Origin of the sequence: Streptomyces sp. NBC_01635 (assembly GCF_045209715.1) — a bacterium.
In the GTDB taxonomy this organism is placed as follows: Bacteria; Actinomycetota; Actinomycetes; order Streptomycetales; family Streptomycetaceae; genus Streptomyces; species Streptomyces hirsutus.
Genome location: NZ_CP109277.1, coordinates 4,048,877 through 4,072,963, shown reverse-complemented (window position 1 = coordinate 4,072,963; position 24,087 = coordinate 4,048,877). Strand labels below are relative to the sequence as shown.

Here is a 24,087-nt window from a genome sequence, read left to right as displayed (position 1 = left end):
CACCGCCACTGCTCAGGACTTGTGAGTCTGCCGATGCGTGTCTTGCTGATCGAGGACGACGACCGGGTGGCCGGTCCGCTGGTGGAGGGGCTGAACCGCTTCGGGTTCACCGTCGACCGTGCCCGCACCGGGAGGGAGGGGCTTGCCGCCGGGGAGGCCGACATGGTCCTGCTGGACCTGGGACTGCCCGACATCGACGGCATCGAAGTGTGCCGGGCGCTCCGGCTCCGCTCCCAGGTGCCCATCATCATCATCACCGCGAGGAGCGATGAGGTCGACCGGGTCCTCGGCCTGGAGATCGGCGCCGACGACTACGTGTCCAAGCCGTTCGGAGTCAGGGAGCTCATAGCCCGGATCCGGGCCGTCACCCGCCGTGCCCAGGCCGCGTCCACCGTAGCCGGTCCGTCCCTGTCCGGGCCGGGTGCCGGGGGACCGGCCGAGCCGGCCGACTGCCTCCAGCGGATCGGCCCGTTGACGATCGACCGTCGAACCCGCCAAGTACACCTGGACCGGACCCCGATCGCGCTGTCGCCGAAGGAATTCGACCTGCTGGCCTGCCTGGCCGACGATCCCGGAGCCGTCTGCACCCGGCAGCACATTCTGGACATCGTGTGGCATCCGAACTACTTCGGCCCGACCAAGACGCTGGACGTGCACATCGCCGCCCTGCGCCGCAAGCTCGGTGACTCCGCCTGGATCGACACCATCCGCGGGGTGGGGTTCCGGCTCCAGCCGCCCGTCGGCCTCCAGTCGCCCGTCGGCCCCCAACCGGCCGTTCCGGTGTGGCAGGCGTCCCCCTGGGGCGTCAGGTGACGCGCCGTCTCCTGCTCAGCTACCTCAGCCTCACGATGCTCGTCCTGCTCGGCCTGGAAGTGCCGCTCGGCTACTTCTACGCCCGCGGCGAGATCTCCCGCTTCACCGGGGACGGACGGCACTCGGCCGAGCTGCTGGCGCAGGTCCTGGAGGTCAGGGTCGAACGGCGGGCGACGGCCGAAGTGCCGGCGTTGGCAGCCGACTTCGCCCGGGAGAACGGCGGCCGTGTCGTCGTCGTGGACGACACCGGCAGAGTGCTCGCCGACTCGCACGACGCCGTCGCCGCCGGAACGGACCTGTCCGCCGAGCCCGACATCGCCACCGCCCTGCGCGACCGGTCCATGTCCACGACCCGCGAGGACCGCGCCGTGGACGGCGACGCGTTCACCGTCACCGTGCCGGGCTCCTCCGGAACCACCGTCCGCTGCGTGGTGCGCGTCTCCTACCCGGTCGCCCCCTTGACGTCGAGGATCCAAGGAACGTGGATGACCCTGGCCCTCATCGGCCTGGGCGTGCTGATCGCCGTGGCGGCGATCGCCTTCGCGCTGGCCCACTGGGTCACCGGCCCCGTACGGGCCCTGGAGCGCGCCACCGCCGAACTCGCCGACGGCAGCCTCAAGGACCCTCCCCTCATCACTCAGGGACCGCCCGAACTGCGCCGTCTCGCCTCCACGTTCTCGCGGACCGCGATGCGGCTGCAGCATCTGCTGCACGCCCAGCGGGCGTTCGCCTCCGAAGCATCCCACCAGCTCAAGACCCCGTTGACCGCGCTGCGTCTGCGGTTGGAGAACTTCGAGCCCTACCTCGACCCGCGCGCTCACGACAGCCTCGACGAGGCGGTCGGGGAAGTGGAACGGCTCGGTCGCATGGTGCAGGGGCTGCTCGCCCTGGCCCGACTGGAGAACTCCGCGAGCACTCCGGAGGCCACCGACCTCGACGCCGTCGTCGCCGACCGTGCGGTCACCTGGGCCGCCTTCGCCGCCGAGCACTACGTCGACATCGTCGTGACCGGAGAGCAGGCCGGCCACGTGTGGGCGATCCCCGGCGCCCTGGAACAGGTCGTCGACAACCTGCTCTCCAACGCGCTACGGGTCTCGCCGCCGGGGACCACCATCACGTTGGCCAGGACGCTCGCCGGCGGCCCGCGGACATCCGGCGTCGAGCTGCATGTGATCGACCAGGGCCCCGGCATGACCGAGGCCGAGCGCCGGCGTGCCTTCGACCGCTTCTGGCGGGCCGCCGATTCCTACCACGAGGGCACGGGACTCGGCCTGCCCATTGTTCAGCAGCTCATTCGGGCCGGCGGCGGTGACGTGGTCCTCGACGCCGCGCCCGGCGGCGGCCTTGACGCGGTCGTCCGGCTGAGGCCTGCCGGGGAACCTCGCCTCGCGCCGAACCGCGGTCCGCGCTCCGCGGCGCGCAAAGCACCGGTGTCGGCGTTCTGACCGACGGGCTCGACCACGTACGAGTAGACGTGCCCGGCGTCGCCGTACCCCAGCTCCTGCGAGAGGTGGAGGTCCGTCGGTTCCCGGCTGCGCGCCACCGGTCCGCCGACGTCGCGCTCCGCAACGCCCTCCCGACCGCCCGGCCGCCCCGAAGAATCGATCGGCGCCCATCACGCGCCGCCTCTGAACATTGGCCGCCCGTTAACTGTTTGCTGGCGAACCGCTGGACCAGCCCGGCCGCTGTCGGCCGTAAGGTCGTTGCCATCACTCGGCGTGCGTCCCGTGGCCTCCCCGCGGTGGGGCGAACGTCCGCGCCCTCAGCCTCAGCCTGCCGAGGAGAAAGCCGTGCCCCCAGGATCCGACCGCTCCACGCCACCGACACCGCAGGACGAGCGGATCGGCCCGCACGCGCCGTCACCCGCACTCGACGGCCCTCCGCGCACGGAGGCGTCACCCGGAGCCGGGACCGAGGGAAACGGAGAGCGGGCCCAGGGTGCCTCACCCGCCGTGCGGCTGCTGCTCGTCGAGGACGACGACCGGATCGCCGCGCCCCTGACCGAAGGGCTGAACCGCCACGGCTTCACGGTGGACCGGGCCGCCACGGGCGCCACCGCCCTGGTGGCGCCCACGACCGACCTCGTGCTGCTCGACCTCGGACTCCCCGACATGGACGGCATCGACGTCTGCCGGACGCTGCGCTCCCGCTCCGCCGTGCCGATCATCATGATCACCGCCCGGAGCGAGGAGACCGACCGTGTCGCCGGCCTGGAGGTCGGGGCGGACGACTACCTCGTCAAACCCTTCGGCGTAAGGGAGTTGGTGGCCCGCATCCGGGCCGTCACCCGCCGCACCCCTCCTCGCTGCCCCTCCTCGTCGAGCGGCGGCACAGCGGCGCCGTCCGCCGTCTCCTCCCCCGCCCCCACGCGGCATCAGGCTCCCGCGACGCCGTACGTCCAGCACGTCGGTCCGCTGACCATCGACCGGCGTACCCGGGAGGTCGCCGTCGGCGAGGAATCACTCGCGCTCACGCCGGAGGAGTTCGGCATCCTGGTCTGTCTGGCTGGTGACCCCGGTGCGGTGTGGTACCGCCGGCAGATCATGGACGAGGTGTGGGGGCCTCACTTCTTCGGCCCCACCAGGACGTTGGACGTGCATGTGGCGGCACTGCGCCGCAAGCTGGGCGACCCGTCCTGGATCACCACCCTCCACGGGGTCGGATTCCGCCTGGCCGTGCCCTCGGGCAGCGGCACGTCCGCCGGACCGACGCCTCCCCACCCCGCGAGCGACAGCAGCCGATGACCGGGACCGACACCCGACCGCCCGCATAACTCCCGGCAAGGCGAACGAGCCCGAGGCTCGCGCGGTCACCACGCTCCCGAGGGGACGCGGTTCGCCCGCCTCCTGGCTTCCGGGCACACGGAGACGGAAACCGACACCGCGAGCGGGTGGCGATCCAGGCCGAGCCGCCGAGCCGCCCTTCGGCGAGATCCCGAGCAAAGGGATAAGGAAAAGCCAGCAGGGAGTTAAGAGCAACAAGATTCCGCGAGCGCTTCACCAAGGTTCCGGTCAGCGCCCGGGATTCCCGTCCTCCCGGCCCAATACTCGCTGTTGTCACATCCATCGACGTGGAGGGATCGACCATGCGGAAGAGGAACGCGATCGCAGCGATCGTGGTGAGCGGAATCATGGTGGGCGGCGCCGGTATCGCCATGGGCAGTGAGGTGACGGAGGGGTCCTCCGCACGGGAATCGGCCGTGCAGGTCCGGGCGGACAAGGCGGCGGGGCTCGGGGCGCAGGGGACGTCGGGGCTCGCGGTGAGCACCGTGGCCGGGGCCACCGACGCGGTCATCCAGAAGATGGGCGACGGCCGCATCACCGAGGTGGCGCTGACCCAGGAGAACGGGAGCACCGTCTGGAAAGTGACCATCGACCAGGGCAAGGGCCCGATCCGGGTCACGCTCGACGCCGCCACCGGCGAGATCGTCAAGAGTGCCGCCGCCACGGCCTCCGACGACTGCAGCACCTCCCCCGGAACCGGAACCGGCACGGGCGGGAGCGGCGACGACATCGACGACGACGACGATGACGACGGCGACGACGACGATGACGACGGCGACGGCGACGATGACGACGATGACGACGACGGCGGTCCAATCCGCGAAGGCGTCACGCCGAGCAAGTAACCGCGATTTCCGAATCCGTCCTGAACCCGAGAAAGGCCGGGAAAAGCATCGTGAACCCGACGGACCGCATGGTCAGAATCCTGTACGTGGAAGGCGCGGGACTTCTCGCATCGGACGTGTACGGCCGTATTCACCTGCTCGACGACGAACTGCGGCTCGTGGCGTCGTCGCCTTTCGTCCGACAGGGCCGGCCGCTGTACGGGCTGGCCGTCGCCGACGGGTGGGTGATCGGCAAGGACCGTATGGGCGCGGTGTGCCGGTGGTCTCTGGACACACTGGACCTGGTCGACCGGCTGGATCCGGCGACGGTGTGCGATCCGTCCCTGCTGCTGCCGCGGGAGGAACCCTCGCCGTGCAGTTCCCGCGGTATCGGCATCTGGAAGGACCGCGTCTTCGTCACCAGCGGCTACCACCGGCAGATGCTGGTGCTGGATCTGCACACGTTCGAGGTGCTGGAGATCCGGCCGAACATCTGCGGTGAGAGCCCCATGGAGTGGGCGTGCACCGAGCACCCCACCCGGCACGCCGTCTCGGACAAGCGCGGGCATCTGCGGTTCGGTTCGTTCGAGGACGGGGTCTTCCCCGACCTGGTCAAGCTGGACGACGGCAACATCCACCGGGTGCGCTACGACGCCCGGCACGACCGGTTCTGGGCCACCCAGGACTTCGGCGAGGGCGACAACGCCGACATCGCCAACGGGGTCGTGGTGGTGAGCACTTCGGGGGAGAAGGAGAGTGAGCTGCTGTTCGCCCGCGACGACGTCGAGTTCGTGACCTTCTCCCCCGACTTCACCCGCGCCTACTCCGGCGGTTTCGACGGCGAACTGCACATCTTCGACAACACCCGCCGGGAGCTGCGCGTCGAACGCACCGTGACCGGCTTCCCGCACCAGCTCAGCGACCTGACCGTCGGCTCCGCGGGCCAGGTGTACGTCCTGTGCCAGGACGGCACGATCATCGAACTGGACGCCGCGGGCGAGTTCGTACGCGACACGGGCCACCGGCGGCAGGCGGTGTGGGACGTCCAGCCGTCGCGGGAGGACGCGCGCACGCTGTACTGCGCCACCGATTCCGGGGTCGTCGTCGCCCGCGTGGAGGACTCCGCCGCCGGCCCGATGCTGCGGGTGGAGGCCGAGCACACGACCGAGTGGGGATTCACCCGGCGGGTGGCGCCGGTCGCGTCGGGCTGGGTCGGCATCACCCGCGACCGGACGGTCTTTCGCGCGGACCGCGACGGGACCGTCCGATGGCACGTCCGGCTGCCGGATCTGCCGCACACCGTCGCGGTCTCCCCGGACGGCGGCCGGGCCCTGGTGGCGACCAACGGGGGCGCCGTCGAACTGGACACCGGCGACGGCCGGCGGCTCGCCGGGTTCGGCGTGGACGGCCTGCCCGTCTGGGCGACCGCGTATCTGCCGGACGGCGACCGGGTCCTGGTCACCAGGAACGGCGTCATCGCCGTCCTGGACGCCTCGGACGGGAGTCTCCGCTGGCGTTTCGACCAGGGCGAATACCCCAAGCGCGCCTGGGCGCAGGACGGTCGGCTGTACATCGTCGGGGACGGCGGCCTGAAGGAGGTCGAGATCGGCGTGGGCGTGGCGGCCCGCTGGTCGAAGCTGCTGTCGAACACGGTCGAGAACGCCGTCCTCGCCGACGGACTGGTCTGCGCCTCCTCGTACGGCATGCAGCTGGCCGCCTACGAGCACGGCAGTGCGAAGTTCGCCGGCCTGCTGGAGGACCTGGCCGACTACCCCAAGGCACTCGCCGTGGTCCGGGACGCGGACGGCTCCCCGCACCTGCTGGTGGGCTGCCGTACCGGCCTGCTGTCCCTCTACCGCCTGGACGCGGACCCCGGCGGACGGCAGGTCTTCACCAAGCTGCGCGACCACTGGCTGCCCCGCCGGCCGGTCCGCCACACCCTGCACCACCGCGACCACCCCGCCGACGACGCGGCCGGGAACGTGCCGGCCGTGGCCGGAGTCGCGGGCTGAGCCCCGCGCCGCGCACGACGAACCAGCCGCGTACGACGAACCAGCCGCGTACGACGAACCAAGGGAGAGGACCTCTTGCGCACCATCGATCTGCGGCCCGGCCCGGCCGGTCATGCCGCACCCGTCACCGACGTGGCCTTCCGGCCGGACGGTTCGCAGCTGGCGACCTGTTCGTACGACGGGACCGTGCTGCTGTGGGACGTGAGCAGGCCGACGCGGCCGAAGCCGCTGACCCGGCTGCACCACCGCCGTCTGGTCAACGCCGTCCAGTGGAACCCCGTCCGCACGGACCTGCTGGCCACCGCCTCGGCGGACAAGACGGTGGCCGTCTGGCGGATACCGGAGCACCCGGGCATCCGGCGGCCCGCCCTGCTCACGGTCCTGGCCCGGCACACCGACGACATCAACGCGGTCGCCTGGATGCCCGACGGCCACCGCCTGATCTGCGTCTCCGAGGACGGCCGGGCCACCCTGTGGGACACCCGCACCGGGGCCTTCGCCGGCGAGGTGGGGTCCCACGCGGCGCACTGCATGATGGTGTCGGTCAGCCGCGACGGCCTGGTCGCCACCGTGGGCGAGGACGGCATGGTCGCCGTCTGCGATCCCGACCGCCCCGGCAGCACTGTCGAACGCCACTGCGCGGCCTCCGTCGAGGGCTGCGCCTGGTCGCACTCCGGTACGACGCTGGCGATCACCCGCGACGACGGTGTGGTCGAACTGCTCACCCCCCGCCTCGCGCTGCGCCGGACGGTGACCGTCGCGCAGACCGCGGCACGCGCGGTGGCCTGGGCGGAGGACGACGCCTCGTTCGCCGTCGGCGCCTACGACGGCTGTCTGCACGTGTTCGACGCCGACGGACGGCGGCTGCACCGGGTGCACGACGCGCGCATGTGGCCGCGGTCGGTCGCCGTCGCACGGGGCCGGGTGGCGGTGGGCAGCTTCTGGAACGGCCCGCACCTCGTGGACCTCGCCACGGCGACGCCGCTGGCCGAGCCGTCGGCGCCGAACCACGGCCCGAACGCGATGGCCGTACTCGGCGGCGAACTCCTCGTGGGCTGCGACTCGGGCACGGTCGTCGCCTTCGACCCGGACGCGGACGCCGCGGCGCCGTCGGTGCGGCTGCTGCCGGTCTCCGACAGCCCGGTGCTGTCGCTCGCCGCGGACGGCGAGGCGTTCTACACGGGGACCTACGCCGGGCACGTGCACCGTTGCAACGCCGACGGTGAACTGATCGCCGTCACCGAGCCGCTGGGCGCCCCCGTGCCCTCCCTGTGCCGCGTCGCGGACCTGCTGGTCGCCGGCACCTACAACGGCGCGCTGATCGGCCTGGACCCGGGTTCGCTGGCCGAAGCGGACCGGGGCAAGCCCCATGAGGGCTCGGTGAAGTCGCTCGTACCGTTCGGCGACGGCTTCGCGTCCGCGGCGACCGACCGCACCACGGCGGTCGGAGGGCTGCACGAGCGGGCCACCCTGTGGGAACACGGCAACCTGGTCAACTCGGTCGCCACCCTGGGCGGGCGGGTCGTGGCGAGTGCCTCCCGCGACCACACGGTCAAGGTCGGGCTGCTGGAGCGTTCCCCCGGGGGCGAGGCGTGGGAGGTGGTCCGCCGGCGGACACTCCTGGGCCCGGACGAGTCGGTCAAGTGCGTGGCCCTGCTGGGCGATCCCGACTCCCCGGTGGTGCTCGCCGGCTCGTACGACTTCGGGCTCCACCGGTGGAAGGTCGACTGGGACGACGACAACGGCCTGAGGTCGGGGCGTCTGGTCGACGAGTTCCGGCAGGGGGTGTCCTGCATGTACCGCCTCGACGAGCGACGGGTCGCGGTCGCCGGCTGGGACGGGCAGATCCTGATCGTGGGCCTCGACGCCGACGGCGAGGTGCACGTGCAGCGGCGCTTCGACCTCGACACGCTCGCCCGTCAGGCCCGGCAGAGCCTCTGGGCGGTGGCGAGTTGACCGCGGGGGCGGCCGTCGGCGCGGCGACGGTGAGGGCTCGCGTACCCGTCGACCTGCACCGCGCGGCGGGGCGAACGGCCGAGCTGGTCACCTTCCGCGGCCTGCCCGACGACGGCGAGCACCTGGCCTGCCTGGTGCCCCCGCGGGACACGAGGGCGCCCTGGTGCGCCTGCACAGCGAGTGCCTGACCGGCGACGTGTTCGGCTCCACCCGCTGCGACTGCGGCCCGCAACTCGACGAGGCCCTGAACCTGCTCGCCGTGCACGGCGGCGTCCTGCTCTACCTGCGTCAGGAGGGCCGAGGCATCGGCCTGTACAACAAGCTGGACACCTACCTGCTGCAGGACCGGGGCACGGACACCTTCGAGGCCAACCGGCTCATCGGCCGCGGCGCCGACGAACGCGACTACCTGGCCGCGGCCGTCATGCTGCGCACCCTCGGCCTGCACCGCGTCCGACTGCTCACCAACAACCCGGACAAGGTCAGGCAGTTGCGCGGCCACGGCATCGACATCGCCGAAACCCTGCCCACCGGGGTGCACCTGACGCCCGGGAACGCCGCCTACCTGGAGGCGAAGGCCCGCAGCGGCCACCACCTCCCGGTCCGCGGCCCCGAAACGGAGGTGCGCGCATGAGGCTGGAGGACGTCGCCGCCTCCCCCCACTTCCAGGAGTACGCGGAGCCGGCCGACCCGCGACGGCTCAGGCCCGCCGCCGCGGCCGCCGCCCGACTCGCCGCGGCCGGCCCGAAGGAGCTGGCGTCGCTGGTCGAGGACGGCTCGGCGCCCCTGCCCGACCGGCTGGCGGCGGGCGGCATCCTCGCGCTGCTCGGGGATCCGCGCCTCACCGCCGTCCCCGCCGTGTGCGCCGTACCGGGCGGCACCGTCGAGATCGGCCTGCCCGAACGGGAGGTGGCCGACGTCGTCGGCCGGTGGACGCACATGGGCGTGGAGCGCGAGTGGATCGAGAAGGAGACCCCCGCCCACCGGGTGGACCTGGCCGACTACCGGATCGCCACCTACCCCGTCACCAACGCCGAGTACCAGGCATTCCTCCGTGAGACCGGCCACCCCGCCCGCCCCACCACCTGGTACCTGGGCGCCCACCCCCACGAGCGGGGCAATCACCCCGTCGCCGGCGTCCGGCCCGCCGACGCCGAGGCCTACGCCGCCTGGCTGGGCAGGCGCACCGGCCTGCCCTGGCGGCTGCCCACCGAGGCCGAATGGGAATACGCGGCCAAGGGCCCGGACGGGCTCGCCCACCCCTGGGGCGACACCTTCGACCCGGACGCCGCCAACACCCGCGAAACCGGCATCCACACCACCACCCCGGTGGGCGCCTTCCCCGCCGGCCGCTCCCCGTTCGGCGTCCTCGACATGGGCGGCAACGTCGAGGAGTACGTGGCCGACTCCTACCGGCCCTACCCCGGCGGCCCGTTCGTCCCCGACCACCTCGTCCAGACCATGGGCGAGTACCGGATCGCGCGGGGCGGGAGCTTCTGCCGCTACGGCGACCTCACCCGCACCCGCCGCCGTCACGGCCCCTTCCCCGGCCCGCTGTACCCGGTCGGGTTCCGCCTCGCCCTGAGCACCCCACCGCAGCCGCACGAACCGACGGAGGCAGACGCATGACCCGCGAGGTACCCGGCGACCTGTGGAAGAGGCTGACCAGCACCGTGGGCCTGGTCTGCGCCCACCACGACGGCGTCACCAACGTGATGTCGGCCGAGTGGTCCTACTTCGTCAACAAGCAGCCCCTGTACGCGGCCGTGGTCCTCGGCCCGCGCGCCGCCACCGGCCGGATCGTCGAAGCCGCGGGCGAGTTCTCGGTGACCCTGTGCGCCGAGGACCAGGCCGGACTCGCCGACTTCGCCGGCGGGTTCTCCGTCGCCGACATCGACAAGACCAGCAGCGAACTCATCCGTCTCGGCGCGCCGGAGGCGACCGCCACACCGTGGGTGACCGGCGGCGTCGTGGCCGTCGAGTGCCGGCTGCGCCAGGTCGTCCCCCTCCCCGTGCACACCATGTACCTCGGTGAGGTCCTCGCCGCGCACGTCCCGGACCGTCCGCCCCGGCCCCTGGTCAAACACGGCGCCATGCACACCCTGGGCGAACCCGCCCGGCGTACCGCCGTCGTCGCGGCCGCCGAACTGCGGCACGGCGGCATGCTGCGGGTGGCGGCCACCGGCCCGGCCCTCGACGGCCCGCAGGAGTGGCGGGTGGGCCTGCTGGACGCCGACGGCACCCCGACCCCGCTCGGTGCCCACCCCTCGGCCCGGTACGGGGACCTCCTGGTGGACATCCCCCTCCCGGCGGGCCTGGAGGCGCACCGCCTGTCCGACCACCGGGTCGTCGTCGAACGGGAGGGCGCCGAGCCCGGGTTCACGGGCATCTCCGGGACCGGCCGATGAGCACGTCCCCCGCCACCGGCGCCCTTCCCGGGACCCCCCTGCGCATCGCGGGCGTGCAGAACGCGGCCCGGCCGCTCAGGGTCGGCGACAACGCCCGCGCCGCGGCCGCCGGGGCCGCACGGGCGGCACGCGAGGGAGCCCGGCTCGTCGTCTTCCCCGAGCTCCACCTGTGCGCCTACGACCTGCCCCGGCTCGCCCACGACGCCGGCGACGCGGCGGTGCGCGCCGACCGCTCCCGGCACGTCACCGACCGCCGCCTGGAGCCGCTCGCCCACATCGCGGTCCACCACCGGATCACCGTGGTCATCGGCGCCGCCGTACGCCATCACGACGGCCGGCTCACCAACTCGCTCCTGGCGGTGGAGCCCGGCGGCACCATCACCGTCCCCTACGACAAGCAGCACCTGTGGCACGACGAGGAAGCGGCCCTGTTCTCCCCCGGCACCCGGGGAGCGGCCCTGACCGTCGACGGCTGGCGTATCGGACTGGGGGTCTGCTACGACATGTCCTTCCCCGAACACGCCCGCGCCGCGGCCCTGGCGGGTGCCCATGCCCTTCTGTACCCGGCCGCCTTCGCCTCCGGAACCGAGCACCGAGCCGCCGTCTACCTCAAGGCCCGCGCCCTGGAGAACACGGTCTACACCGTGTTCGTCAACCCGCTCGAAGGCCCCGGGCACCGCCCCTGCAACGGCGCCAGCGCGGTGTACGGCCCCGACGGCGGCACGGTGTCCCACGCCGGGGCCGGTCGGGACACCGTGCTCCTCGCCGACCTCGAGCCGAAGACCGTGGCACACGTACGCGGCTCCCTGCGCATGCTGGCGGAACACCGGGCGTCCACGGCGACGGACGCACCAGCCACGCGTCCCTGACCCGGTCCCGGGACCGACGGGCGGACCGCCCGGATCGCGAGGGCGTTTCCTCCTGGGGCGCCGGAACGCTCTGCCGGTCGGCACCGGCCGGGGCCGCGCGGCGGTCCCGCGCGGGGCACGGTCGGAGGACCCCTCCGGAGTTGTGTGGCACTGAGTGCCGCTAACCCTCCCCAAAAATGGCACTCAGGGATATCGTGCTGGGCAGTGAGCCGGTTGGGCAGCCGCCAGCCGGGCATCACAGGGGTGACGTCCCGGACCGCGAGTCCTCGCGATGGCGACCGCGGAGCCTTCGGACGCGCACTCACCCCGATAGATCGACCGGTTACCGGCCGGTCGACCCACCGACCGGCCGGCGCATGGTCGTCCCACCCGTACCGCCATCCGTCGCCCAGCTCATGAGGAGCCGCCTGATGTCCGACTTCGTACCCGGTCTCGAAGGAGTCGTCGCGTTCGAGACGGAGATCGCCGAACCGGACAAGGAGGGCGGCGCCCTCCGGTACCGGGGCGTCGACATCGAGAACCTGGTCGGGCACGTCTCCTTCGGGAACGTCTGGGGCCTTCTCGTCGACGGCGCCTTCAACCCCGGTCTGCCGCCCGCCGAGCCCTTCCCGATCCCCGTCCACTCCGGTGACGTCCGCGTCGACGTCCAGTCCGCGCTCGCCATGCTGGCGCCCGTCTGGGGCCTGAAACCGCTCCTCGACATCGATGCCGAACAGGCCCGCGACGACCTCGCGCGCGCCGCCGTCATGGCCCTCTCCTACGTCGCCCAGTCCGCGCGCGGCCAGGGCCGGCCCATGGTCCCGCAGAGCGAGATCGACAAGGCGCGCTCCGTCGTCGAACGCTTCATGATCCGCTGGCGCGGCGAACCCGACCCCAAGCACGTCGCCGCCGTCGACGCGTACTGGACCTCCGCCGCCGAGCACGGCATGAACGCCTCCACCTTCACGGCCCGCGTCATCGCCTCCACCGGCGCGGACGTGGCCGCGGCCCTCTCGGGCGCCGTCGGCGCCATGTCGGGGCCGCTGCACGGCGGCGCGCCCTCGCGCGTCCTCGGCATGATCGAGGAGATCGAACGCACCGGGGACGCCGAGGCGTACGTGAAGCGGGTGCTCGACCAGGGCGAACGCCTCATGGGCTTCGGCCACCGCGTCTACCGCGCCGAGGACCCCCGCGCCCGCGTGCTGCGCCGCACCGCGCGCGATCTCGGTGCCCCGCGCTTCGAGGTCGCCGAAGCACTGGAGAAGGCCGCCCTGGCCGAACTCCACGCCCGCCGTCCCGACCGCGTCCTGGCCACCAACGTCGAGTTCTGGGCCGCCATCGTCCTGGACTTCGCCGAGGTGCCGGCCCACATGTTCACCTCGATGTTCACCTGTGCCCGTACCGCGGGCTGGTCGGCCCACATCCTCGAGCAGAAGCGCACCGGCCGCCTGGTCCGCCCCTCCGCCCGCTACATGGGACCCGGCAGCCGCGACCCGAAGGAGATCGAGGGCTACGCGGACATCGCCGACCGGGCCTGACACCCGCGGCGCGACGGGAGCCCGGGGCCCGAGGGGTTCCGGCGCTCCCGGAAACGCAGACGACCCGCGAGCCTGGTCCTCCCAAGGAGGGGCCGGCCGGACGTACCGGCGACTCGCGGGTCGGGCGACTGCGTGGGATTGGGCCGGTCACGTGCGTCAGGCACACGCTGGTCCGGCGCCGAACCGAGTACGGCGACGGGCTACTGGCCCGCAGCCACCTCTTCCGTCCGGTATGAATACATCTGCCGAACCACCTCCTTTCCGGAATACCCCCCACCCTAAGAACCGTCCCGCCGTCCGATCAACCGGTTTTTCGAGATATTGACCGTTGGACCTGTCGCCGCCGGTCACCTACCGTGCGGCGCATGGAGGACACGGGACGGTGGGCGATCGCGGGCGGGTCGGTGTTCGAGGAGCGGATCGGTTACGCGCGGGCCGTGGTGGACGGGGACCGGGTGTACGTCTCCGGGACCACCGGGTTCGACTACGCGGCCATGACGATCTCCGACGACGTGGTCGAGCAGGCCGAGCAGTGCCTGCGGAACATCGAAGCGGCCCTGGACGAGGCGGGGTGCACCCTCGCGGACGTCGTGCGGGTGCGTTACCTGCTGTCCGCGCGGGAGGACTTCGAGCCGTGCTGGCCCGTGCTGAGGCGCTGCTTCGGCGAGGTCCGGCCCGCGGCCACCATGCAGGTGTGCGGGCTCGCCGATCCGCGGATGAGGATCGAGATCGAGGTGGACGCCCGGCGGGGGAGCGGCGGGAAGCCGCGGGGCGGCGGCTGAGCGGAGGGCGGGGACGCTGGCCGGGGCGGCGTCCGGGACCGGGCGGGACCGGGCGGGACCGGGCGGGGAATGCCGGTGGCGTACAACGATTTTCTCCATGTTGTGGGAACCCGATGTGCGCTGAGTCACGTTCAAGTTGAATGATGGCAAGTGGGCGGACCGATGTGCCGTACGTAGGACGCAGCTGCAGGGGGTCCAGGTGAGTGCTTCCCGGCGTAGTGGGACCACCGACGAACTGGGGCCCGACGAGCCCGAGCGGGAGAGTTCGGACGGTTCCGATCTGCTGGCCGCGTTGCTGGACGGCATGGACGCCGCCCTGTGCGCCTTCGACGCGGACGCGGTGGTGACGCACTGGAACCGCGAGGCGGAACGCATCCTCGGATGGACCGCGGCCGAGGCCGTGGGCCGGCAGGGCTTCGCCGGATGGGCGGTGCGCGGTGCGGACGCCGCGGAGGTCGAGGGGCGGCTGATGTCGGCCATGGACGCCTCGGGCCGGCAGGTGAACGAGTTCGCGCTGCTGACCAAGAACGGCGGCCGGGTGCTGGTGCGCACGCAGTCCGCGGCCGTCCGCGGGCCCGACGGGAAGCCGGCCGGCGTGTACTGCGCGTTCAGCGAGGTGCACACGCAGATCGACCTGGAGCGGTCGATCGCGCTGAGCGAGGCGCTGCTGGAGGACGCGAGCTGGGGCGTCGTCCTCGTCGACGCCGATCTGCGGCCCGCCGTGGTGAACGCGCACGCGGCGAAGGCGTTCGGCACCGGGCGCACCTCCGTACTGGGGCGGCCGCTCGGGGAGCTGCTGTCGCAGGGAGTGGAGGAGCTGGAGAGCGCGCTCACCCATGTGCTGGCCCAGGGCGCTCCGCCCGCGCCCGCCGAGATCTGGGTGAGTGTGCGGGAGCCGGAGGGCGATCGGCGACGGTGCTGGCGGTGCGGCTTCGTGCGGCTGGCGTCGCCGCTGGCGGAGGAGCCGGTGCCGCTCGGCGTGGGCTGGATGTTCCAGGACGTGACCGAGGTCCGGCAGAGCGAACAGGAGGCCTCACTGGTGCGGTTCCGGGCGCAGCAGCTGCACCGGGCGGCGCGGGCGGCGGCCGAGTGCGAGGACCCGGCGGAGGCCGTCACCGTCCATCTGGACTTCGCGCTCGCCGGGTTCGCCGACCACGCGCTGATCGACCGCGTGGCGGACCGCGTGGCGGACCGGGCGGCCGACGGGGGCTCGGGTGACGTGGGTGACGCGGAGAGCGTGGGCCGGGCCCACCTGGTGCGGATCGCGGCCACTCCGTCCGGGGTGCCGGGGCCGAGCCGGCTCGCCGGGCAGGCGGGCCTGCCGGTGCGGTACGACCAGGGGCATCCCGCCCTGCGGTGCGTCGAGCGGGCCGGTTCCGTACGGGCCGACGCGGGGGCGGTGCCGGCGGAGGAGGCACGCGCGTGGGCGGTGTCCCGGCAGTGGCCGGCGGACGCGGCGCACGCCCTGTGCACGGTACTGCGCAGCCGGGGCCGGACGCTTGGTGCCGTGACGTTTCTGCGGGGCGCGGGACGCAACGCCTTCGAACGCCCCGACGCGATGTACGCGGAGGAGGTGGCCCACCGCATCGCCACGGCCCTGGACCTGATGGGAGCGGCCGGGCGGCAGGAGTGACCCCGGCCCGGCGGCCGGCGCGGGAGCGCGGCGGCGGGGGTCAGTGCCGGTAGAAGATCCGGTCGCCGTACTGCTCCAGGACGCGGCCGTTCCAGTCGTGGCCGCCGTCGACGTTGCCGGAGCGCAGGAGGGGCGGCTCGATGCCGCGGTCGGCCAGGGTGGCGGCCGCGGTGGCCATGACCGCCTGGAGGAGAGCCGTGGTGACGACGGTGGAGGCGGGGGCGAAGGGGGCGGGGACGTTGTCCAGGGTCAGCTCCGCGTCGCCGACCGCGATCTTGGAGTCCAGGACGAGATCGCAGTGGTCCTTGAGGTACGTCCCCGACACGTGCCGGGACGTCGTCTCCGTCGCGTACGCCACCGAGGTCACGCCGATGACCTTCAGGCCCAGGGCGCGGGCGTTCACGGCCATCTCCACGGGGAGCGCGTTGCGCCCGGACAGGGAGACGATCACCAGCGCGTCGCCCGCGCGGGCCGGGGACGAGTCGAGCACGGCGCTCGCGAGCCCGTCGACGCGTTCGAGGGCCGAGCCGAGGGTGGCCGGCATCACGTCGACGCCGACGACGCCCGGGACGGCGAGCAGGTTCATCAGGGCGAGTCCGCCCGCGCGGTAGACGATGTCCTGCGCGGCGAGCGAGGAGTGGCCGGCGCCGAAGGCGAAGAGGCGTCCGCCGTCCGCGACCGTGTCGGCGAGCAGGGTGCCCGCGGCGGCGACGGAGTCGGCCTCCTCGTCGCGGACCCGGTGCAGCAGGCCGATCGCAGCGTCGAGGAACCGGCCGGCCGGCGTACGGTCGCTCATGCGGCATCCCTTCGGGGTGGACTGCTGCCGATCACCGTGCGGTCCGGACCAGTAACCTGTCAACATGGCGGCCCGAGGGGGCCCGGAAGCCCCCCGCGGCGGCCCCGTACCACCGTGTACCACCCCGTGCGTACCTTTCCTTCCACGGCGCGGCTCGGTTGTCGGTGCCATGCGTCAGAATTGAGTTCAGGGCCAGCGCATGCGCCGGTGAGCCGTCCAGCCTCCGGCAGAGCCAATCGCAGATCTCATCGAGGGGCACGTATGTCCGGACTGATCGACACCACGGAGATGTATCTCCGCACCATCCTCGAGCTGGAGGAGGAAGGCGTGGTCCCCATGCGCGCCAGGATCGCGGAGCGGCTCGACCAGAGCGGTCCGACGGTCAGCCAGACGGTGGCCCGCATGGAGCGCGACGGCCTCGTGTCCGTCGCCCCCGACCGGCATCTGGAGTTCACCGACGAGGGCCGCCGCCTCGCCACCCGCGTGATGCGCAAGCACCGTCTCGCCGAGTGTCTGCTCGTCGACGTGATCGGCCTGGAGTGGGAGCAGGTGCACGCCGAGGCCTGCCGCTGGGAGCACGTGATGAGCGAGGCCGTCGAGCGCCGCGTGCTGGAGCTGCTGCGGCACCCCACCGAGTCGCCCTACGGCAACCCGATCCCGGGCCTGGAGGAGCTGGGCGAGAAGGACGGCGCCGACCCGTTCCTGGACGAGGGCATGGTGTCCCTGGCCGATCTCGACCCGGGCCCCGAGGGCAAGACGGTCGTGGTGCGCCGTATCGGCGAGCCGATCCAGACGGACGCGCAGCTGATGTACACGCTGCGCCGGGCGGGCGTCCAGCCCGGTTCGGTGGTCAGCGTGACGGAGTCGGCGGGCGGTGTGCTGGTGGGCAGCAGCGGTGAGGCGGCCGAGCTGGCGACGGACGTCGCCTCCCACGTGTTCGTCGCCAAGCCGTAGTCCCGGGCCCGGCCGGTGGGCATCGGCCGGGCAGGGGCAGGGGTGAGCGCGGTGCCGGTCCCGGGGCGGTGGGCGCGTGTTCATGTCTGGTCAACTCGACTGCTGTGAAAGGAAGTTGCTCCGGAGGTCTCGCGGCGCCGGTGCGATCGCGCCGAATCCGGGCCGAGTGTGCCGAAGCGCAGCGCTCACCCGGTTCGCGTGCGAGGCTGTCGCGTGAGGCATATGACCTGAGGGGCTCTTGGCCGGGCCGACCGCGCTGTCGTCCGGCCGGGGAGGGGCGCGAGGATGTGCCGTGACCACGTGAGGAGCCCCGGCGCCGTGCGGCGCCGGGGCCTGTCCTCCCCTGTGCTGACCCGGAGCCCCGAGCTCCCAGGGTCATTCCCTGCGGACCAATTTCCCCGAGAGGTCCGCCTCCCGTGGGAAATCTCCCCCCGGCCGCGGCGATCAATCCCCGAGCGGGGTCACTCGTACGAGGGGTGTTGACGGCTGAAACCCTGTTTTCGAAAGCGCATTCGATAACCTGTGGGGCGACAACAGCAGGCAGGGCAAGCAGCACGGCAAGCAGCGAGCTGGGGGTGCCAAGACAATGGCGCGACGCATCGACGTGACGGGGGCGGGCGGCGTACGTCTCGCCGCCTGGGAGTTCGGCGATCCGCCCAAGACCGGCAGCGACCCGACGGAGCACCCCACCGGGAGCGGCGCCCCGAGCGTGCTGCTGCTCCACGGGCTCATGGGCCGTGCCTCGCACTGGGCGTCCACCGCCCGCTGGCTCTCCGGGCGGTACCGGGCGGTCGCCCTGGACCAGCGCGGCCACGGCCGCAGCGACAAGCCCTCGCAAGCCTCGTTCACCCGTGACGCCTACGTCGACGACACCGAGGCCGCCCTCGAGCAGCTGGGCCTCGGCCCGGCCGTCCTCATCGGCCACGCCATGGGCGCCCTGACCGCCTGGCAGCTGGCCGCCCAACGCCCCGACCTGGTGCGCGGGCTGATCATCTGCGACATGCGGGCCTCCGCGCTCGGGGCCGCCTCGCAGCGCGAGTGGGACCAGTGGTTCAAGGCCTGGCCCGTTCCGTTCGCCACCCTCGCCGACGTCCGCAAGTGGTTCGGCGAGGACGACCCCTGGGTGGAGCGGCCGAACCCGGCCCGCGGCGAGTTCTACGCCGAGGTGATGGCCGAGTCCCCGGACGGATGGCGTCCGGTCTTCGACCTGGGCCAGATGCTCCGCTCCCGCGAGACCTGGGTGTACGACGCGCACTGGGAGGAGCTGGCCCAGGTGCGGTGCCCGACCCTGGTGGTCCGCGGCCTCGACGGCGCACTGGGCCGCGCGGAGGCCCAGGAGATGGTCCGGGTCCTGCCCCGCGGCCGGTACGCGGAGGTGGCCGACGCCGGCCACCTCGTCCACTACGACCAGCCCGACGCCTGGCGCACGGCCATCGAACCGTTCCTGGAAACCCTCCAGGACGCCTGAGCTTCGAGCCCTGAGCCCCGAGCCCCGGGTTCAGGGCCTCGAGCCCAGGACCCCGCCCCGCTGCCTCGTACCGCTGCCCGCGCCTCCCCTCGCCCCGTACCCCTGCCGCGTCCTTCAGCCCTTGCTGACCGCCGTGAGGATCTCCGGCAGGCGGCGGGCCGTGCTCGGAGCCGCGAGGCGGAGGCCGACGAGGGTGAGGACGGCGCCGTACGCCGTACCTGCCGGGAGCAGCAGCCACGTCCGGTCCTCGCCGCCCTCGCTCACGTTCAGCCAGATCGTGAGGGCGATGACCGGCGCGCAGAGCACGGCCGCCGCCACCATGCCGCCGAAGATCGAGATCCAGGCGAGTCCGACCTGTCCGGGGGCGACGTTCTTGTGGCCCTCCTGCGGGATCGAGTACGGGAAGCGCGCCGACGTCCACGCACCGGTCGCGAGCATCGCGCCCAGCAGGGCGAAGGACAGCCCCAGGGCCTCCGGCAGCCGCGGCCAGTCGCCGAGCATCGCGGTGGTCACGACGGTCACGAGCGTCGAGTAGGGCAGGGTGACCAGCAGCAGGGCCAGAGCGCGGGCACGGAGCTCGACGTAGGCGTCCCGGGTGCCGGAGATCGTCATCGCGACCATCCAGAACGCGGAGGTGTCCTGCCCGAACTGGTTGTACATCATGATGCCGAGCATCCCGGCGGCGAAGCAGGCGAAGTAGACCGAGCCGGTGCCCTGCCAGGCGTTGAACACCGGCACGATCAGCCCGATGGCCAGCGAGGTCACCCACGCCGCCTTGGTCTTGGGGTCGCGCCAGATGTAGCGGAGGCTGCGTTCCACGGCCGTGCCGGTGCGTCCCGCGGGCAGCAGCCGGGCGAGCCCGGCCGGGGAACGGTCGCGCACGGCCGCCTCCCCGCTCCGCAGGGTGGACCCGTCGGGCGAGGTCATCAGCCGGGACAGCGACCGCGACCAGAGCGCCAGCAGCACCGCCAGCGCCCCGGCGGTCAGGGCGAGCTGGACGGCGGCGGCCCCGTACGCGCCCTCGCCCGCCGAGTGCACCGCCCCGATCGCGGACGCCGGCGGAATCCACCGGACCACGTCCGCCGCCGGGTCGAGCTGGTCCAGCCCGGCGGAACCCAGCCGCTGCACGGCGAAGTTGACGAACTGCGCGCCGACCGCGATCACGAGTCCGCTGAGCACCGCGAGGTCGCGCCCCCTGCGACTGGTCAGCAGCCGCACGTTGGCGGTGGCGACCGCCCGGGCCAGCGCCACGCACACCAGCAGCGCGAGCGGGACGGCGAGGACACCGGCGGCGGTCGCCGCCCCGCCGTACGCGACGGCGACCGCCGAACCGGCCAGCACGCACAGCGTGAACAGCGGTCCGATGCCGACCAGCGAGGCGACGAGCAGGGCCCGCACCAGCGGGCGGGGACGCAGCGGCAGCATCACCAGCCGGGACGGGTCGAGGGTCTCGTCGCCGCTGGGGAAGAACAGCGGCATGACCGCCCAGCCCAGTGCCAGCACCGCCACGAGGAGCACGACCAGCGACTCGGCGTGGTCGACGCGGCGCAGTGCGATCAGGCCGATGAGCTGGAGCGCGGCGAACAGCAGGGCGAGGACGGCCGAGGCGATGTAGGCGGCCCTGCGGCCACCGGACTGCCGCAGTCCGTTGCGCAGCAGGGACAGCTTCAGCCGGACGAGGACCGGCGTCACCGAAGGGGCGGGAGCACCGGGAGCACCGGGAGGGGGAGCGGTGCCGGGAGCGGTCACCGGGACCCGCCGCCCAGCCAGTCGAGGTCGGAGGCGGTGTCGCGGCCGTGCGCGCCGACGAGTTCCAGGAACGCGGTCTGCAGCGAAGGCGCGTCGCCGCGCACCTCGGCGAGCGGCCCGTGGGCGCGGATCCGGCCCGCGGCCATCACCGCGACCCAGTCGCAGAGCGACTCGACGAGCTCCATGACGTGGGAGGAGAACACGACCGTGGCCCCGGAGGCGGTGTACCGCTCCAGGACGCCCCGGATGATCTGCGCGGAGACCGGGTCGACGCCTTCGAACGGCTCGTCCAGGAAGAGCACTTCGGGGTTGTGCAGGAGCGCGGCGGCGAGGCCGATCTTCTTGCGCATGCCGGTCGAGTAGTCGACGACGAGCTTGTGCCGGGCCCCGGCCAGGTCGAGGACGTCGAGGAGCTGGGCGGCCCGTTCGTCGACCTCGGCGCCGGGCAGGCCGCGCAGTCGGCCGGTGTAGGCGAGCAGTTCGCGCCCCGACAGCCGCTCGAACAGCCGCAGGCCTTCCGGCAGCACCCCGATCCGCGCCTTGACCTCGACCGGGTCGCGCCACACGTCGTGTCCCACGACCTCGACGGTGCCCTGGTCGGGCCGCAGCAGCCCGGTCACCATCGACAGCGTGGTGGTCTTGCCGGCCCCGTTCGGCCCGACGAGCCCGATGAACCGGCCCGCGGGCAGCTCCAGATCGACCCCGGCCACCGCGACCTGCTGACCGAACCGTTTCCAGAGCCCTCGCACCCGTACGGCGGCCGAGCCCACCCCTGTCCGCTCTGTTCCCTCCGTCATGCGGAGCACCCTACGGGGGCCGATCCGACGGCGGGGCGGGTCGCGCGCGCCGGGATCCTCTCCCGAAGCGCCCTACTGCTCCCGCCGTTCACGGCGTTCCCGGCGGTCCTGCCGGTCCCGGCCGCACGCGTACGCCAGCGCCGGGATCAGCTCCGCGGCGTCCGGCAGCCACCGGTTCGCCGGTGTCGGCCCGCTGGCCCACTGCACGGCCCCCCTGGACCCGAACCGCGTGGGCGGCGCCGCCACATACGCGCCCTCGCCCCGCACGGACAGATCGAGCGGGGACAGCGACCAGCCCAGGGAACGGATCAGGCCCGGCGCCTTCGCCGCGGCGCCGGGGAGCACGAAGAACTCCATGCGCCGGGAGGGCGCCAGGGTCACCGGACCGAGCGCCAGTTCCATCCGCTCCATCCGGGCCAGCGCCAGGAACCCGGCCGTCTCGGGGACGGAGATCGTGTCGAAGGCGTGGCCGGTGGGCAGCAGGATCGAGGCCGTCGGCCACATCTGCCACATGCGGCGGACGGCCGTCGCGCTGCCGGTCGCCTGGCACGCCCAGTCGGAGCGCGCCGGGTGTGCGCCGGGCGCCGGGCACTCGACGACACCGCACGAGCAGCGGTGCACCCCGTCGACGGCCTCCAGCCAGGTGCCCGGGAACACGTCCCAGTGGCGCTCCTCGGTGTAGCGAACCGCGGTGTCCAGCAGGGTTTCCCCGCGCTGCTTCGGAATCTGTCCGGCATCGGTGCCCGGGATCGTCTCTTCCACGATGAACACAACTACGTCCGTCACCAGGGGTTACGCCCGCACCCCGGCGCGGGCGGGGCACTCGCTCCCCGGCCGGGGCGCATGGGGGCATGTGCGGGGGCGCGCGGGAGGATCGGTGTCCGCGGGCGGGTAGCCAAGGGTGGGTAGCCAGGAGGGGGCCGGCATCCGCCGTTACCTCGGCAATTCGTACATGCCTCGCATCTTCGGCACCTCGGCGGGGCATTGATCTTCACGGCCGGAACTTTCGTCCCTTCACGAGGGGAGTTGTCAGGGGATGGGAGGGTCCGGCCGCCGAAGACACGTCAACTCGGTGCGTGGGCAGGCACCGCAGCCTCAGGGGGTACGCCATGGCCGCAAGGCCTCTCGTCGCGCGGCAGCCGAACGAACGACTGCAGGCGCTCATCCAGGAAGCCGGATGCTCCAACGCCGGGCTGGCCCGCAGAGTCAACATGTGCGGTGCCGAGCACGGCCTCGACCTGCGGTACGACAAGACGTCGGTGGCCCGCTGGCTGCGCGGACAGCAGCCGCGGGGCCGGGCGCCGGCGATCATCGCGGAGGCACTCGGGCGCAAGCTGGGCCGTACGGTCACGATCGACGAGATCGGCATGGCCAACGGCAAGAATCTCGCGTCGGGTGTCGGTCTCCAGTTCTCGCCGACGGTCCTGGGGGCCATGGAGCAGGTCTGCGAACTGTGGCGCAGCGACGTGGGCCGGCGGGACTTCCTGTCCGGCTCCTCCGTCGCCGCGTCCGCGCTGGTGGAACCGAGCCGGGACTGGCTGATCTCCGCCCCCGACCCGCAGGTGGCGCGCTCGGCCGGGCCGCGGGTCGGGCGGTCCGACGTGGAAGCCGTGCGGGCCATGACGCGGTCCCTGGTGGACCTGGACCACCAGTACGGCAGCGGGCATGTGCGCCCGGTCGTCGTGCACTACCTCAACAGCGTCGTCTCCGGGCTGCTCGCCGGCTCGTACCGGGAGGCCGTCGGGCGCGAGCTGTTCGCGGCGGTCGCCCGACTGACCGAACTGGCCGGGTACATGGCCGTCGACACCGGGCAACCGGGCCTCGCCCAGCGCTACTACATCCAGGCGCTGCGGCTGGCCCAGGCGGCCGGCGACCGCGGGTACGGCGGGTACGTGCTCGCCGCCTCCATGAGTCATCTGGCCGCGCAACTCGGAAACCCGCGCGAGATCGCGCAGTTGGCGCGTGCCGCACAGGAAGGCGCACGGGGGCGGGCGACACCCCGGGCGGAGTCGATGTTCCGGGCGGCGGAGGCGCGCGGGCACGCGCTGATGGGTGACGCGGGTGCCGCGCAGGAGGCGGCCGGGCGCGCGATCGACGCCATGGAGGCGGCCGACCCGGCCTCGGGGGACGACCCCGTGTGGATCGCCCATTTCGACGAGGCCTACCTGGCCGACGAGTTGGCGCACTGCCACCGGGACCTGGGGCAGGCCGAGGCCGCCGCGCGATGTGCGCGCGAGGCGCTGGCCGGACACCCCGAGTCGCGGGTGCGGCGCCGGGCGATCGGCTATGTGCTGCTCGCCACGGCGCAGGTGCAGCAGCGGGAGGTCGAACAGGCCTGCGCCACGGGTCTGAAGGCGGTGGAACTGCTGGACGGGCTCAGGTCCCACCGGGGCGCCGAGTACCTGGAGGACTTCCAGCAGCGGCTGGAGCCGTACCAGGAGGAGCCGGTGGTGCGGGAGTTCGGTGCGCGCATGGCTCTGCCCGCAGCGGCGTGAGCACGCGGTGGCGTGGTGTGATCAAGATCCCGGTCGTCGTGCGAACTCGGCGGCAGGAGGCGGGTGGTGAACATTTCGGGTGATCTCGAGTGAACGTGCGGGTAACGCGGGAGCGGAGCGGAAGAGGTGACATGAACAGCGTGAGGTGATCCGGTTTTGTTACCGCGCTCACAGGGCATGAGGTCAGGTCCTGTGCTGCGTGGCACCGGGCTCCGGGGACCCGGTAGCGTG

General features: G+C 72.9%; 21 protein-coding genes. 17 read left to right on the top strand and 4 right to left on the bottom strand.

Going from position 1 to position 24,087, the window contains the following annotated elements; all coding sequences use genetic code 11:
- The first annotated feature begins 33 nt into the window (after window positions 1-33).
- The 14 genes from OHB56_RS18850 (at window position 34) to OHB56_RS18785 (ending at window position 15,597) form a co-directional block, all read left to right on the top strand.
- Window positions 34-813: a response regulator transcription factor gene (locus OHB56_RS18850; RefSeq protein ID WP_406354586.1), complete on the top strand. Its 780-nt coding sequence runs from the start codon at window positions 34-36 to the stop codon at window positions 811-813.
- Window positions 810-2,258, top strand: coding sequence for a sensor histidine kinase (locus OHB56_RS18845; RefSeq protein WP_406354585.1), 1,449 nt, complete (start codon window positions 810-812; stop codon window positions 2,256-2,258). The genes OHB56_RS18850 and OHB56_RS18845 overlap by 4 nt, the downstream gene beginning before the upstream one ends.
- 507 nt (window positions 2,259-2,765) lie before the next feature.
- A complete protein-coding gene (locus OHB56_RS18840; RefSeq protein WP_406359140.1) occupies window positions 2,766-3,557 on the top strand; it encodes a response regulator transcription factor in 792 nt (263 codons plus the stop codon).
- A gap of 341 nt (window positions 3,558-3,898) precedes the next feature.
- On the top strand, window positions 3,899-4,441 hold the full coding sequence (locus OHB56_RS18835; protein ID WP_406354583.1) for a PepSY domain-containing protein: 543 nt from the start codon (window positions 3,899-3,901) through the stop codon (window positions 4,439-4,441).
- A gap of 68 nt (window positions 4,442-4,509) precedes the next feature.
- Window positions 4,510-6,432, top strand: a complete 1,923-nt coding sequence (locus OHB56_RS18830) for a WD40 repeat domain-containing protein (RefSeq protein ID WP_406354581.1) — start codon at window positions 4,510-4,512, stop codon at window positions 6,430-6,432.
- Window positions 6,433-6,507: 75 nt separating this feature from the next.
- A complete protein-coding gene (locus tag OHB56_RS18825) occupies window positions 6,508-8,388 on the top strand; it encodes a WD40 repeat domain-containing protein (RefSeq protein WP_406354580.1) in 1,881 nt (626 codons plus the stop codon).
- Window positions 8,385-8,576 carry a hypothetical protein gene (locus tag OHB56_RS18820; protein ID WP_406354578.1) on the top strand — a complete coding sequence of 64 codons (192 nt, stop codon included), beginning with the start codon at window positions 8,385-8,387 and terminating at the stop codon, window positions 8,574-8,576. Before OHB56_RS18825 ends, OHB56_RS18820 begins: the two co-directional genes overlap by 4 nt.
- Entirely contained in the window at window positions 8,552-9,022 is a 471-nt protein-coding gene (ribA, locus tag OHB56_RS18815; protein WP_406354577.1) for a GTP cyclohydrolase II RibA, read from the top strand. The genes OHB56_RS18820 and ribA overlap by 25 nt, the downstream gene beginning before the upstream one ends.
- A complete protein-coding gene (locus OHB56_RS18810; protein ID WP_406354575.1) occupies window positions 9,019-10,017 on the top strand; it encodes a formylglycine-generating enzyme family protein in 999 nt (332 codons plus the stop codon). Before ribA ends, OHB56_RS18810 begins: the two co-directional genes overlap by 4 nt.
- A complete protein-coding gene (locus tag OHB56_RS18805; protein ID WP_406354573.1) occupies window positions 10,014-10,796 on the top strand; it encodes a flavin reductase family protein in 783 nt (260 codons plus the stop codon). The genes OHB56_RS18810 and OHB56_RS18805 overlap by 4 nt, the downstream gene beginning before the upstream one ends.
- Complete coding sequence (locus OHB56_RS18800; RefSeq protein ID WP_406354572.1) at window positions 10,793-11,665, top strand: carbon-nitrogen hydrolase family protein; 873 nt, start codon at window positions 10,793-10,795, stop codon at window positions 11,663-11,665. Before OHB56_RS18805 ends, OHB56_RS18800 begins: the two co-directional genes overlap by 4 nt.
- Window positions 11,666-12,075: 410 nt before the next feature.
- Window positions 12,076-13,182 (top strand): citrate synthase 2, encoded by a 1,107-nt coding sequence (locus OHB56_RS18795; protein WP_055595168.1) that lies wholly within the window; start codon window positions 12,076-12,078, stop codon window positions 13,180-13,182.
- Between the two features lie 365 nt (window positions 13,183-13,547).
- Window positions 13,548-13,964: a RidA family protein gene (locus OHB56_RS18790; RefSeq protein WP_406354570.1), complete on the top strand. Its 417-nt coding sequence runs from the start codon at window positions 13,548-13,550 to the stop codon at window positions 13,962-13,964.
- Window positions 13,965-14,163: 199 nt separating this feature from the next.
- Window positions 14,164-15,597: a PAS domain-containing protein gene (locus OHB56_RS18785; protein WP_406354568.1), complete on the top strand. Its 1,434-nt coding sequence runs from the start codon at window positions 14,164-14,166 to the stop codon at window positions 15,595-15,597.
- Window positions 15,598-15,637: 40 nt separating this feature from the next.
- On the opposite strand, the gene OHB56_RS18780 is transcribed toward OHB56_RS18785, so the two are convergent.
- Entirely contained in the window at window positions 15,638-16,393 is a 756-nt protein-coding gene (locus OHB56_RS18780) for an SIS domain-containing protein (protein ID WP_406354566.1), read from the bottom strand.
- 261 nt (window positions 16,394-16,654) lie between these two features.
- On the opposite strand from OHB56_RS18780, the gene OHB56_RS18775 reads away from it, so the two are divergent.
- Window positions 16,655-17,347: a metal-dependent transcriptional regulator gene (locus OHB56_RS18775; protein ID WP_326753318.1), complete on the top strand. Its 693-nt coding sequence runs from the start codon at window positions 16,655-16,657 to the stop codon at window positions 17,345-17,347.
- Window positions 17,348-17,933: 586 nt separating this feature from the next.
- The gene (locus OHB56_RS18770; protein ID WP_406354564.1) at window positions 17,934-18,815 is read left to right on the top strand and encodes an alpha/beta fold hydrolase; all 882 of its coding nucleotides are present in this window, start codon (window positions 17,934-17,936) and stop codon (window positions 18,813-18,815) included.
- Between the two features lie 114 nt (window positions 18,816-18,929).
- Here the strand turns inward: OHB56_RS18770 and OHB56_RS18765 are convergent, their stop codons facing one another.
- The 3 genes from OHB56_RS18765 to OHB56_RS18755 all read right to left on the bottom strand — a co-directional run bounded on the left by OHB56_RS18765 (window position 18,930) and on the right by OHB56_RS18755 (window position 22,132).
- The gene (locus OHB56_RS18765; RefSeq protein ID WP_406354562.1) at window positions 18,930-20,507 is read right to left on the bottom strand and encodes a transporter; all 1,578 of its coding nucleotides are present in this window, start codon (window positions 20,505-20,507) and stop codon (window positions 18,930-18,932) included.
- Between the two features lie 53 nt (window positions 20,508-20,560).
- Window positions 20,561-21,361, bottom strand: coding sequence for an ABC transporter ATP-binding protein (locus OHB56_RS18760; protein WP_326753315.1), 801 nt, complete (start codon window positions 21,359-21,361; stop codon window positions 20,561-20,563).
- A gap of 72 nt (window positions 21,362-21,433) precedes the next feature.
- Complete coding sequence (locus OHB56_RS18755; RefSeq protein ID WP_326757044.1) at window positions 21,434-22,132, bottom strand: bifunctional DNA primase/polymerase; 699 nt, start codon at window positions 22,130-22,132, stop codon at window positions 21,434-21,436.
- 338 nt (window positions 22,133-22,470) lie between these two features.
- Here OHB56_RS18755 and OHB56_RS18750 point away from each other — a divergent pair, with 338 nt between their 5' ends.
- The gene (locus tag OHB56_RS18750; RefSeq protein ID WP_406354560.1) at window positions 22,471-23,856 is read left to right on the top strand and encodes a transcriptional regulator; all 1,386 of its coding nucleotides are present in this window, start codon (window positions 22,471-22,473) and stop codon (window positions 23,854-23,856) included.
- Window positions 23,857-24,087: the final 231 nt, after the last annotated feature.

Bases quoted from the DNA above. Each gene is read 5' to 3' on its own strand.
- OHB56_RS18850 (WP_406354586.1), top strand. From the start codon at position 34: ATGCGTGTCTTGCTGATCGAGGACGACGACCGGGTGGCCGGTCCGCTG.
- OHB56_RS18835 (WP_406354583.1), top strand. From the start codon at position 3,899: ATGCGGAAGAGGAACGCGATCGCAGCGATCGTGGTGAGCGGAATCATG.
- OHB56_RS18830 (WP_406354581.1), top strand. From the start codon at position 4,510: ATGGTCAGAATCCTGTACGTGGAAGGCGCGGGACTTCTCGCATCGGAC.
- OHB56_RS18810 (WP_406354575.1), top strand. From the start codon at position 9,019: ATGAGGCTGGAGGACGTCGCCGCCTCCCCCCACTTCCAGGAGTACGCG.
- OHB56_RS18805 (WP_406354573.1), top strand. From the start codon at position 10,014: ATGACCCGCGAGGTACCCGGCGACCTGTGGAAGAGGCTGACCAGCACC.
- OHB56_RS18800 (WP_406354572.1), top strand. From the start codon at position 10,793: ATGAGCACGTCCCCCGCCACCGGCGCCCTTCCCGGGACCCCCCTGCGC.
- OHB56_RS18795 (WP_055595168.1), top strand. From the start codon at position 12,076: ATGTCCGACTTCGTACCCGGTCTCGAAGGAGTCGTCGCGTTCGAGACG.
- OHB56_RS18790 (WP_406354570.1), top strand. From the start codon at position 13,548: ATGGAGGACACGGGACGGTGGGCGATCGCGGGCGGGTCGGTGTTCGAG.
- OHB56_RS18780 (WP_406354566.1), bottom strand. From the start codon at position 16,393: ATGAGCGACCGTACGCCGGCCGGCCGGTTCCTCGACGCTGCGATCGGC.
- OHB56_RS18775 (WP_326753318.1), top strand. From the start codon at position 16,655: ATGTCCGGACTGATCGACACCACGGAGATGTATCTCCGCACCATCCTC.
- OHB56_RS18770 (WP_406354564.1), top strand. From the start codon at position 17,934: ATGGCGCGACGCATCGACGTGACGGGGGCGGGCGGCGTACGTCTCGCC.
- OHB56_RS18760 (WP_326753315.1), bottom strand. From the start codon at position 21,361: ATGACGGAGGGAACAGAGCGGACAGGGGTGGGCTCGGCCGCCGTACGG.
- OHB56_RS18750 (WP_406354560.1), top strand. From the start codon at position 22,471: ATGGCCGCAAGGCCTCTCGTCGCGCGGCAGCCGAACGAACGACTGCAG.